The sequence below is a fragment of the Paenibacillus sp. OT2-17 genome (genome assembly GCF_009827695.1).
Taxonomy (GTDB): domain Bacteria; phylum Bacillota; class Bacilli; order Paenibacillales; family Paenibacillaceae; genus Paenibacillus; species Paenibacillus polymyxa_B.
On sequence record NZ_WUDQ01000094.1, the window covers coordinates 1 to 11319 of the forward strand.

Below are 11319 nucleotides of genomic sequence, written 5' to 3' on the forward strand. Positions count from 1 at the left end.
TATGAGTTTTCATCAGCTATGTTACTCAAAAATTAAAGAGGCGAGTTCGGTAAAAGGTAATGATATATTGTTGGATGCCCAGAAGACTTATCCTGGTGAAGATCTCTATGATGTACAACTTCCTTGTGCTGCTTTATTCTCATTAGATTATATTACTGAAAGATACGACGCAATAGTATGTGATGAAGGCCAAGATTTTAGAGAAGAATATTGGGCACCGCTTGAGTTATTGCTAGCTGATGAAAACAAAACTCCATTTTATATTTTTTATGATGATAATCAAAACTTATATTCTAGGGTGAGTACATTTCCAGTATCTGAAGATGAAACTTTCCCCCTTTTAAAAAACTGTAGAAATACAGTGCAAGTACACGAGATATCATATAGACATTACAAAGGTGACCCAATTGACCATTCCAATATTAATGGCGAAGATATAGAGTATATAATTACCCAAAATTCTAAGAAGCAAGCGGTGAAAATACATTCTAAAATTCAAAAATTAATTTTGGATGAACAGATAGAACCCAACCAAATTACGGTGCTAATTGTCGATGCCCTACATCAAAAGGAGTATTTTGATACCCTGAAAACAAGCCTACTTCCTAAAGGTTATCAGTATACGGATATTGAGCAAAGGAATAAGAGTACGATAGTAGTAACAACGGTAAATAAATTTAAGGGATTAGAGTCTGACGTCGTTTTTTTATGGGGATTAGATTCTATTATTCTTAAAGAACAAAGAGAGCAACTATATGTAGGATTAAGTAGGGCAAAGTCAATATTAATAATAGTTGGAAACGAACAGACCTGTTTGTATTTGCAAAATTAGTGATAAATAGATTTTTCTCTATGGGTTGTTCTTGACCAAAATCGAGCCGTTTTCAAACTGAATTCGTTGCATGAAATGAGCTATGTTCCGATAGCTATAAGCTCGGCGATTCAGCAGCTTGACTGTCGCATTACTTCCAAGAGGCCATTAGATTCCACGAGCAGCAGCCGAAATGTCTTCTTTCCGCGCTTTAAGTATTTTGGACAAACGACTTACCGTGTTGAAAAGCAAACCGCTTCATCGAGGCTTCAAATCGCTTTTACGCCACCGTAAACGTTACACTTTCAGGACATATAGAAAATGCTACAGCACCTAATGTTGAATTTTCAGCATTTTGTCGACTTGCAGATGCTCGCGCACTTCCTGCCATACTTCGTTTGTGAGTCGCGCTGGATAGACGCTCAGCAGTCGTAGCGAATGCGAAAAGGCTCACTGTGCACGCTGCAGCTCAAGACTGTCGTTTTTCATCGCTGTATCATCGAATTTGTGTAACGGGATTCGATGATACAGGCTCAACACGTGAATCGCTTTGCTCATCGTAGACGCTGCCATAACACAGGCTTTTGGCACCGTGCGTTGTAAAAATCCGAGAATATCGGATTCTTTTCGTCCTTCGCAAAGGCCGAGTACCTGACGAGTGTTCAGATCAAGGATACAGATCCCGTAGATGCAGCCTTCGCGCGCAATGTCTTCGTCGCCAACACGCTTTGAGATCCAATTCGAAGGCAAAGTTGTATCAGTGTAAAACCAGCGTTTGAGCGTGTTATCAGGAAGGTTAATCTGACGGAAAAAGGTGTATAGAACGCCCGTGGCGGCAAGAGACGGCCTTTTGCTGAGACGCTTCCGTACACTTTCTCGCACAAGAATTCCGGTATGTAAACAAAAAGATTCAAAAACTCACAAATTCAACAACATACTAATAACTATAAATAATATATGTATTTTGAAAACATTGAGCGACTGAGGTAATAAAAGTTCTGAAATGAATTAGGGAAAATCTCAGTAACGTGGAACTTGATGAAATGAAAAAAGACACAGTGAAATCTTAAGTAGAAACAATTAATTGTAGTTAAAATATACAAAAAATATAATAAAATACAATAAAAAAGTCTTTAAAATACATTATAAGTTTGAAGGAAAGTATGGTAGTGAGTCTGATTTCTTCTAGAATTTTATGTGAAATTTATTGTTTTATCAAATAGGAATATCACCTAACATAATATTCACGCTGCGGACATTAGTCCTTGATCCGGCAGTCGCCGGACACCCAGCATACGCTGAGTCGTGAATACAGGAACGTTATACGACAGAATCAAAAACAATAGAAAAGAGGATCATATGATCCTCTAGATGTTAGAATTTTTCAATTCACTAAAGAGTTGTAGAGCGTCTTTGAAACCTTGTATGTAGATGCTTCTTTCTAAGATGGATTGGAGAGAAATTTGAGCATCTTCGTACAGAAAAACCGTATGTTGAAGTTGATCGGGTAACGCTTCGCGAAGCGTTCTAAAGTATCGATCTGTCTCCGAAGAAAGCTGATTGTACTCCGTATGGTACTCCAGAAGCTCAGCAAAGAGTAATTCTAAACGTATTCTTATAAGTGGCTCTGTCAATGATTCTAATGCATTAATCATATATTGTTCCTCCTTTAATTAACTTTATAGAGTTATTATATAACTTTACAGGGTTAATTACAAGGTGAATATTTGACTTTGTAGAGTTAAAACTTTGCTTTTCGTTGATGATTACTGATATGGGAGATAAGATAGAATTATGGAGGGGAAAAGATGACCGCAATCAAGTGCAATATAAGGGAACTCATGGCAGAACATCGAATAGATGATATAACAGAACTGATGGCGAAATCGGGATTGAGTCGGAATTCAATTAATAAGCTATATAGGGAAACGAATATAGAAACAACAAAGCTGGAGACTTTATTCAAGCTTTGCGATACATTTAACTGTAAATTATCTGATTTGATTGAATATCTACCTGGAGATAATCAATAGTGAGGGCACTGAATCCGTCGTATAACATAATATTCAAGCAGCGGGCTCCTTCGGAGCCTTGGTCTGCGGATGGATTTCGGGGAGGAATTTTCAGCAGACAACCCCTTCGGGGTTCATGAATACAGAAACGTTATACGCCATGTTTCTAAAGAATTAATAAAGGAGATTGTGAGATGATTTGGAACTCCCACATTTGGAAAGCGGAATTAATTAAGGAATTGAGAAATTTCAAAAAATATCTCAAACAAATAAAATTCTCAAAATATGATACTGAACACTTTGTAATGGGGCTTGAGAAGTTTCATTTTCTTTGCAGTTTTATTATTAGAAAACTTGTTGAAAATGGAAAGTTAAGTGATGAATTACTTTCTAAAAATTACAAGTGTGGAAAATATCAAAGAATACAAAATGAGAAAAAAATAGATTTGCTAAATTTTATTGATTACGGTGAATTCTACGATTTAATGAATTGTTTAAACAGTTCACTTACAATTAAACAAATGTGCAATTCATTTATACATAGTTTTATTTTCTTTCCAACGTTTGATGAAGAAAATGGAATGGAGTATACTGGAGTATTTATAAATTCTGATTTTGATAAAGATAAACATCTTTATCATATAGATTATGGAATTATTGTTGAAATGATAGATGATATAGTTAAAGACGATATTATCTCTATTCAATTCGATAGAACAAGTGTAAAAGTTAGAAGATCTAAAGAGACAATTGAAGGGTATATCGACGAAGAGAAACACGGCGTATAACACCGTATTTAAGCAGCGGGCCATACGATCCTTGGTCTGCCAGTAGCTAATACAAGGAAGTGAACTCAGACAGACAATCCTGCGAGGCTAAGTCTACGACCCGGGCGCAAACGCCCTTAAACCCCTCGGATTCGTGAATACAAGAACGTTACATGAAATATCTATAAAGAATATTTAGGCACCTATTTTAGTTTGGGAGGGAACCTTTATGGTTAGGACTAGTAAAAATTTTAAAGAAGGTTTGTATGTACTTTCTCAAGCGACCGAGCCGAAAGAGCTGTTTGAAGCTTGGGCAATTATGGGGAATTCTAATGATACAAGTGCTATCGTTTCGCTAGATAATTATCACAGAAGTGGTTATCCAAATGGCATAAAGAAACTTATTGAATCTGAGAATAGCCATTTCATTCCTTATTTTTCAACTGATAAATTGTACTTCATAGAGAATGAATTAAACAGGGAAATGATTATGAATGGGAGTGCTGATACAACATTCAAAGTAGATTATTCAATAATGTTAGATACTAACTATGCCAGTTACATTGATAATTTTGTCAGAAATAATGAATGGTCAACAATGAATAACGAGGTATTTCAAGTTATAGATGTACTTATTCGGGGAGGGTACAATTACGACTATTTATTTTATATGATTGAAAATTATAAAAACTCCTTCAAATTAGAAGGGGTAGAAGATGAATCTATCAGAAAAGATAAAAGAGCAAAGTTGTATAGGAATTTGGTTAGTCTAGAGCTTTTTAAAAGTATTGATCAACAAAAGTATATAGAGAAAGGCATCATCTCTTATACAATTACTGAAACAGAGGCTTTTCTTCTTGCCGATCAAATTTTTAATGGAACATTTAATGCCAGTAGCATTGAAGGAATGATGAGTATATTTAAGAATCTTCATCAGTGCATGATCCTATTACTCATTGGTATCTTGATTAATAAATTCGAAAATAAAGCAGGTGTTCCAAAGAAATTAGACAATTTATTTAAGTTTATCAATGATGAGCTAGGAATTTATTATGAAAGAGAATTTATTGTAGCACACAAGTATTTTATGAATTCAAAAAACGTTAATATGCTCAATAAATTTAATAAAGGTATGAAGACTGAAAAATTATTTCGCCAGATCGAAAATATAGCCTGGGATTTTTCAGTCCCACGTATTATGGAGTATTTTCTTAAGCGAGGGGGAGAAGGTCGTTTTTTCATTCCGTTTTTTTTAACTAATGATTTTAATTTAAGACAGCTATTGAGTTTGTTTAAAGTGAAAGGAGTGATATTTGATAAAAAAGGGGATCTATTTATACCTCTTCCTGTTGTTAATACCAGTGATTACTTTGAGGAGCATAAATGTAATATTGAAATTCATTTTACTGATGATATTAAGGAAAAAAGAGAAAAGGTTTATCAAAGAAATGTTGAAGAACATTTTGGCATTATTAAAGAAAGCTTTGAAAGATTAGTAAAGATTTTAGAATAACTCGAGTATTTCAGTGATGTAGATACTTCATGTAACATAATATTCACGCTGCGGGCATACGCCCTGGGTCCGGCAGGAGCCGGACACCTCAGCATTCGCTGAGGTCGTGAATACAGGAACGTTATCTGAAAGTGCAAAGAGATATTTTAAGAGGGTGAGTATGTGTGAAGGAGAATGAAATAATAATTGAAGATTTAAGAACGTATAGGAAAGTAGGGGTGAAAGCTGAAAACGATGATAGATTAATTATTATGCAAGATGTTGAATCTTTTATTCTTGATGGGAAAAGAGTTGAATTTACAAGCCCTAATAACATTGCAATATGTTTAAGTAAAGCGATGAAAGAAACAGACTTAGCGAATAGTATTTTTGATTCCTTGATTAAATCTAAAATAAAAAATAAAGAAGTTAAATTCAACGACTCTGAAACAGTCAGTCTATTTGATTATTTTGAACATCTGGAAGTAGGAATTATATTCTCGTACACGGCAGTAGAAGCATTCGCAAATGTCGCTATCCCAGAAGAGTTTGGTTATGAAATCAAAAATAATAAAGGTATTAAGGAAATCTGGGATAAAGCTGCAATCGAACGATGGATGAAAACAACAGATAAACTCAGATACATTCTCCCCAACATATTACAATGTAGTGATCCTTGTAATAATAAATTTTGGTCAGATTTCAAAAAACTCGAAGATATTCGCAATAAATTAATTCACCAGAAAACATTTGAAATTAAACGTCGTGATGAATCAATTTACAAGAGCTTTTTCAATGAGTCTATCTTCAGAATAATTAAATCTGGATTCTTAGTAATAGATTATTTTGTAAATATGGATATTGACAATATTAACTTTCCAAATGGTTTTGGGGAAGCTAAATTATTTATTGAAGAAATTGATGATTTTCATAAACACTGGTTTCCGATAGAAGATTAGAGTCTGGATTACTCAAAGAAGAATGACCTTCAGATAACATCATATCCACGCTTCGGAGCCTTTTGGCTCCTTGGTCCGCCAGAAGCGATCGGCAGGGAAGCATATTAACGTACACATCCGCACCGACTAACCGCATCGCGGCCGCTCCCGTTGGTCGCTTAAGTCGGTGGGACATCGTGGATACAGGACGTTAAGTGAAATTACCAAAGAGAGGGTAAGAACTTGATTCTAGATTACTTAAAAAAACATGCTGAGAAGGCATACCGAGAAATCACTAAAATAATAACTTCGCCAGTTTTTTTATTTTCAAATGATCCTAAGTTAATTGGCATTGAAGAAAGCCATAATTTTATTTATATTCATGGATTTAATAGGCTTATAAATAAGGATAGAGTACCATCAGATAAATTATTAGAAGCGTTTTCTTTTCTTGAGAAAGAAGTAGAGTTATATCTTAAAAAGCATTATACAGATAAGGAATTTGTATTTTACTTAAGTGCCGACGCTCTGGCGCCGACATTTATAATTACATTAGCTTCTTACTATGAAGATACGAGTGTGGTAGAACAAAGTATACCACTAATTGAATTAATTGAATGGTACAAAGAAAACGCACGTTTTAATGGGCTAGAAATAAGTGAGAATAAAACAAATGATAAAAATATTGAGGCTGAGTCTGATTCAGCAAGGACGTATGTAAAGATAATAAGTACTTAGATAGAATTTCAAAAAGATCGGTAACTTCAACTTAACATAATATTCACGCTTTGGGCATGCGCCCTCGGTCCGGCAGATGGATTCCTGGGAGGCAGGAACAGTCGGACACACCCAGCATACGCTGGGTGTCGTGAATACAGGAACGTTACATGAAATACAATTCCTAAAACATATCAAGGAGATAAAATTTATGCATTGTTTTATTAGTTATGATGTAGAAGAAGGGAAACCTCTTAGTGACAAAATAAGAGAAATATTGCTGCTAAATGATGTAAATCCTGTTGATGCTTTTGATGTATCAATAGAAGATATGGTGTTAGAAGGAATTCATAACAAGATTCAAGCATGTGATATTTTTGTTGCAATAGTAACTAATCTCTCACCTAACGTTTTTTTTGAGATAGGTATGGCAAATGGTTTAAATAAACCTATTTTTATTGTTTTATCAAAGGATATAAACATGTATCCTAGCTTTTTAAATGATTTTTTATATGTCAAGGCTAGTTTAGAAGATGAAGAGAATATAGATTTCGTATTTAAACAGTTGTTGAAAAGCCAAAGCAAAAGAAAATCGAAATTCAGTAAAAAAAGAAAAAAATATTCAAATGATGCATCGCTAAATTTGCCTAGTGAATGGAAAGCGCAATTGGAAGAGATAAGAAAAAACGGAACAGCTTTAGATCTTGAAAACTATATAGCCGGAATATTTGATTCCTTAAGAACCACATCAAAAATGGTTGAGCAAGGCGAAGGTGTAGATTTTGCGTTATGGCTTGACGATATGAATTTTATTTCAGGAAACCCTGTCTTGATTGAGGCTAAGTATGGAAATATTACACCAGATATGCTTCAAAACGGAGAGTATTTATTACAGAAATTTTTAGGAACAACAAAAAGTAAAGTAGGTTTACTTTTATATTTAGACAAGTCGGGAAAAAGATTTTCTTTAGGCTCTTCTTTAAGTCCTCTGGTGCTTAGAATTGACTTGGAAGATTTTTTATCTGATGTAGAAAGTAACGGAAGTATAACCAAAACTATTATTCATAAAAGAAATGTAATGGCACATGGGAAGGAGATCAGGTAATGGCTCTTTACTCCAAGCCACGAATAGATCACTTCTTTTTAAGATCTGACAACGCTCAATCTACAGCGGATAAAGGGAAAACACTAGAGGATTTATCTTGTTACCTCTTCGAAAAAGTTCCAGGCATTTCAATTGCGAAGAGAAATACAATGAATGCATTCGATACTGAAGAGATTGATATTGCTTTGTGGAATGAAAAAGTTAAAAAAGGTTTTTCTTTCTTGCCTAATATAATATTAGTAGAATGCAAAAATTGGAGTGCTTCTGTATCAAGTAGTGAGGTTAGCTGGTTTGCTGAGAAGTTAGAAAGTAGAGGATTAGACTTTGGTATATTGATTGCTGCAAACGGAATTACAGGAAACCCTCATGAAATTAATCGTGCGCATAACATTGTTGCTAGACACTTGAGTAATGGTAGACGAATAATAATCATAAAAAGATCTGAAATTGAAGCACTTGTATCTACTGAAGAATTAATAAAGATAATTAAAGAAAAGTTATGTGAACTTGCAGTTGCAGGAGTAGCTTTTCAATGATTGTTAATTATAAAAAAAATATTAATTGCAAGAACTTTATGTAACATAATATTCACGCATCGGGCATACGCCCTCGGTCCGGCATACGCCGGACACCCAGCATGCGCTGGGTCGTGAATACAGGAACGTTTAAACTAGGTAGCAAAGTATTGGAGGACAGCATGGCAAACACAATTTCATTACCAAAAGAATTAAATGATATAGTTGAACCTATAGGTATGTCAAATGGATTAACTTCAGTGTTTATTGAAGTTTTAGCTATTAGTGGATCAATACTAGCTAAAACGAATCGAGAAAAAGAAATGATTATTTGGCTAGCACAAAGGGATCAGTCTGTAGTTGGAATAGGAACAGTTGGTTTTGATATTGATGAAATGCCTTGGACTATAGACTCTTTTGAAAGTGAGAAAGATTTTGTACTAGATACTATTTCAAATGCAGTAGATGGCTTAGGTTGGGAGAAATTAAGCTACAAACCACGTCAAGATTGGGTTGTTAATTGTTTGAATCAATTTGGCTTAATGGTTAAAGCATTCAATAAAGAAGATGTTGACATGGACAATTATAGAGAATGGACAGAAATTGAAGAAGGTGATGATAACCCTACAATCCCAAGAGGATACCCTAAATGCGAAAAGCACGATATCTATTTAAATTGCCATGGATGTATACTTTGCAATAATGGAAGCTGAATTAAGGACTGTAGATATTTCATAGAAGATGGTAACAATCATCTAACATAATATTCATGCTGCGCTCCTGTAGAGCCTGGGTCTGCGAGGTGGATTACGAAGAGGGATTTCAGCAGCCAACCCCTTTGGGGTTCATGAATACAGGAACGTTATGCGTAATTATTGCAATTCTAAAGAAGAGAGGAGAAATACAATGGATCAAATCAAATATCCGATTGGTCAATTTCAACCCAAAAACAATCTTTCAAATGATGAAATAATAAATCTTATTAAACAAATTCCTGAACTAATTAAGCGATTAAATACATTGCTGATTGGTCTCGAACAATACCAATTGGAGACTCCGTATCGGCCGAACGGTTGGACAGTAAGGCAGGTCATACATCACTTAGCTGATAATGATATGAATGCGTACCTGAGATTTAAAAGAGGATTAACTGAAAATAATCCATTAGCAAATACATATAGAGAAGATCTTTGGGGAGAATTAATTGATTACAAGAAGTTGCCCGTAGAGAATTCGCTATCACTTATTGAAGTATTGCATCATCGCTTTTTGGTGTTGCTGAATGAACTTAGTATAGAAGACTATAAACGGACTATACAAACTGAAGTATTAGGAATAATTACATTAGAGACAGCTATACAAAGATTTATTTGGCATAACAAACACCATGCATCCCAAATCGAAAACCTAATAAGAAGAGAGAAATGGAAAGACATATAAGAAAGAGGGTAATTGTAGGTAGAAAGTTTGAAGAAGATGTGGCATCACATAACATAATATTCAAGCAGCGGCTCCTTTGGAGCCTGGGTCTGTGAGAAGGGTGTCGGAGAGGAATTTCAGCAGACACCCCCTAACGGGTTCATAAATACAAGAACGTTATAGGAAATACTTGATAAAAGGAGAAAGCAAAATGTTATAGAAATATCTGCGGATGAAAGGGTATTAAAGATAGATGTTTCATCGAAAATGGCTTATGAATCCAAAGGAACATTTTATGAGTTTCCACATTCAGAATTTAATGAAGAGTACCCACAAATTTATCATACAAACCTTTGTTGTAGTTTCAATGGAACAAATGGATATGGAATGTACATTGACGCAAGAGGTAGAAATCAATGAAAAGAAAAATATTCTTTTGAAGAAAATGAAGATCAAATAGTTGTTGCTAGATTAGAAATAACGGAACTCCCAAATGAATGGAAAGAAAAAATGGGAGATTCTTGGTTTTGTTGGCTTGATACATTAGACGATGATTATGCAGTAATTAGTAAAAGAGCTGATAGAATTGTAAATGAAGATATATATGGAGAAGCTTTCGAATACGGGAGTTTATATTCCATACTCGGACATTTACAAATTGCAATTGTATATTTGCAGAAAAATTAAAAGCTGGGTAAGCGGTTTACATGTCGCATTAGTCCGGCTGAAATGTCGCAAAAGTACATGGTAACGCGATGTGGAGATATATTATACTCGCCTTATATTTCGATAATGAAAATCATTATCATACATAAGGAGGATTCAGCATGAATAAAGGAACAAAGAGGCAAGCTGCCGGAAGCATGGCACATGCTAACCATAAATCACGATTTTTAATGGGTTGGTTGCTGGCCCTTGTTCTTGTACTGACGGCTTGCGGTGCCGGAGCAGGTACAAATGGCGGCAATGAGTCTGCTACAACTCCAACGGACACGCCTTCGAATGGAGCGTCTCAGACTGCCGGAGCCTTCCCGGTTACGATCTCGCATATGAAGGGTCAGTATACGCTTAACGAGAAACCAAAGAAAATTGCTGTGCTTGATGTCAAATTTCTGGATCAATTGCTGGCCATTGGCGAGCAGCCGGCAGGCAGTGTTATCGCTGAAGGCAATACCACATTTCCAGAATATTTAGGCGATAAGCCGGGTGACGTACGGGTTTTAGGTACACGGGACAAGCCCAACCTGGAAGCGATTGTAGCATTGGACCCGGATCTTATTTTAATGACTGATTTTCAAGAGAAAGAGTATGAGAATGTAAGCAAAATAGCACCCACAATCGTACTTGACTTCTACGAGGATTGGCGAGATACGTTAGCTACAGTGGCTGCGATCACAGGTAAGCAGGCAGAGGCAGAAACTGTGCGTAAGGCTTATGAGGACAAAATTGCAGGACTGAAGGAGAAGCTGTCGGAGAAGTTGGGAGAGGAAACGGTAGCACTTATTCGTCCGAGAAAAGAAGGCATACGTGTTCATGGTCTTGA

14 protein-coding genes are annotated in these 11319 nt (G+C 35.5%); 12 read left to right on the forward strand and 2 right to left on the reverse strand.

Features of this window, described 5'->3' with window-relative positions:
• The coding region (locus GRP75_RS13015) for a 3'-5' exonuclease (RefSeq protein WP_160789507.1) at window positions 1-832 on the forward strand (832 nt) is incomplete at its 5' end.
• A 429-nt stretch (window positions 833-1261) separates the two neighbouring features.
• Here the strand turns inward: GRP75_RS13015 and GRP75_RS13020 are convergent.
• Together GRP75_RS13020 and GRP75_RS13025 are read right to left on the reverse strand one after the other, a co-directional pair.
• The gene (locus GRP75_RS13020; RefSeq protein ID WP_076264725.1) at window positions 1262-1693 is read right to left on the reverse strand and encodes a hypothetical protein; all 432 of its coding nucleotides are present in this window, start codon (window positions 1691-1693) and stop codon (window positions 1262-1264) included.
• Window positions 1694-2178: 485 nt separating this feature from the next.
• Window positions 2179-2466: a DUF6809 family protein gene (locus GRP75_RS13025; protein ID WP_007431381.1), complete on the reverse strand. Its 288-nt coding sequence runs from the start codon at window positions 2464-2466 to the stop codon at window positions 2179-2181.
• Window positions 2467-2619: 153 nt separating this feature from the next.
• On the opposite strand from GRP75_RS13025, the gene GRP75_RS13030 reads away from it, so the two are divergent.
• The 11 genes from GRP75_RS13030 to GRP75_RS13080 all read left to right on the forward strand — a co-directional run.
• Window positions 2620-2844, forward strand: coding sequence for a helix-turn-helix domain-containing protein (locus GRP75_RS13030; protein WP_160789508.1), 225 nt, complete (start codon window positions 2620-2622; stop codon window positions 2842-2844).
• A gap of 173 nt (window positions 2845-3017) precedes the next feature.
• Window positions 3018-3611, forward strand: a complete 594-nt coding sequence (locus tag GRP75_RS13035) for a hypothetical protein (RefSeq protein ID WP_160789509.1) — start codon at window positions 3018-3020, stop codon at window positions 3609-3611.
• A gap of 208 nt (window positions 3612-3819) precedes the next feature.
• Complete coding sequence (locus GRP75_RS13040; protein WP_076264723.1) at window positions 3820-5103, forward strand: hypothetical protein; 1284 nt, start codon at window positions 3820-3822, stop codon at window positions 5101-5103.
• Between the two features lie 164 nt (window positions 5104-5267).
• Window positions 5268-6041 (forward strand): hypothetical protein, encoded by a 774-nt coding sequence (locus tag GRP75_RS13045; protein ID WP_160789510.1) that lies wholly within the window; start codon window positions 5268-5270, stop codon window positions 6039-6041.
• Window positions 6042-6263: 222 nt separating this feature from the next.
• Window positions 6264-6758 (forward strand): hypothetical protein, encoded by a 495-nt coding sequence (locus GRP75_RS13050; RefSeq protein ID WP_160789511.1) that lies wholly within the window; start codon window positions 6264-6266, stop codon window positions 6756-6758.
• Between the two features lie 190 nt (window positions 6759-6948).
• Window positions 6949-7842, forward strand: a complete 894-nt coding sequence (locus GRP75_RS13055) for a TIR domain-containing protein (RefSeq protein ID WP_160789512.1) — start codon at window positions 6949-6951, stop codon at window positions 7840-7842.
• On the forward strand, window positions 7842-8378 hold the full coding sequence (locus GRP75_RS13060; RefSeq protein ID WP_160789513.1) for a restriction endonuclease: 537 nt from the start codon (window positions 7842-7844) through the stop codon (window positions 8376-8378). Before GRP75_RS13055 ends, GRP75_RS13060 begins: the two co-directional genes overlap by 1 nt.
• Before the next feature lie 161 nt (window positions 8379-8539).
• The gene (locus GRP75_RS13065) at window positions 8540-9070 is read left to right on the forward strand and encodes a hypothetical protein (RefSeq protein WP_160789514.1); all 531 of its coding nucleotides are present in this window, start codon (window positions 8540-8542) and stop codon (window positions 9068-9070) included.
• A 193-nt stretch (window positions 9071-9263) separates the two neighbouring features.
• The gene (locus GRP75_RS13070) at window positions 9264-9797 is read left to right on the forward strand and encodes a YfiT family bacillithiol transferase (RefSeq protein WP_160789515.1); all 534 of its coding nucleotides are present in this window, start codon (window positions 9264-9266) and stop codon (window positions 9795-9797) included.
• Window positions 9798-10286: 489 nt separating this feature from the next.
• Window positions 10287-10463, forward strand: a complete 177-nt coding sequence (locus GRP75_RS13075) for a hypothetical protein (protein ID WP_155990473.1) — start codon at window positions 10287-10289, stop codon at window positions 10461-10463.
• A gap of 140 nt (window positions 10464-10603) precedes the next feature.
• The coding region (locus GRP75_RS13080; RefSeq protein ID WP_160789516.1) for an ABC transporter substrate-binding protein at window positions 10604-11319 on the forward strand (716 nt) is incomplete at its 3' end.

Coding starts and splice junctions, on each gene's coding strand:
- GRP75_RS13025 (WP_007431381.1), bottom strand. CDS start 2,466: ATGATTAATGCATTAGAATCATTGACAGAGCCACTTATAAGAATACGT.
- GRP75_RS13030 (WP_160789508.1), top strand. CDS start 2,620: ATGACCGCAATCAAGTGCAATATAAGGGAACTCATGGCAGAACATCGA.
- GRP75_RS13035 (WP_160789509.1), top strand. CDS start 3,018: ATGATTTGGAACTCCCACATTTGGAAAGCGGAATTAATTAAGGAATTG.
- GRP75_RS13040 (WP_076264723.1), top strand. CDS start 3,820: ATGGTTAGGACTAGTAAAAATTTTAAAGAAGGTTTGTATGTACTTTCT.
- GRP75_RS13055 (WP_160789512.1), top strand. CDS start 6,949: ATGCATTGTTTTATTAGTTATGATGTAGAAGAAGGGAAACCTCTTAGT.
- GRP75_RS13060 (WP_160789513.1), top strand. CDS start 7,842: ATGGCTCTTTACTCCAAGCCACGAATAGATCACTTCTTTTTAAGATCT.
- GRP75_RS13065 (WP_160789514.1), top strand. CDS start 8,540: ATGGCAAACACAATTTCATTACCAAAAGAATTAAATGATATAGTTGAA.
- GRP75_RS13070 (WP_160789515.1), top strand. CDS start 9,264: ATGGATCAAATCAAATATCCGATTGGTCAATTTCAACCCAAAAACAAT.
- GRP75_RS13075 (WP_155990473.1), top strand. CDS start 10,287: ATGGGAGATTCTTGGTTTTGTTGGCTTGATACATTAGACGATGATTAT.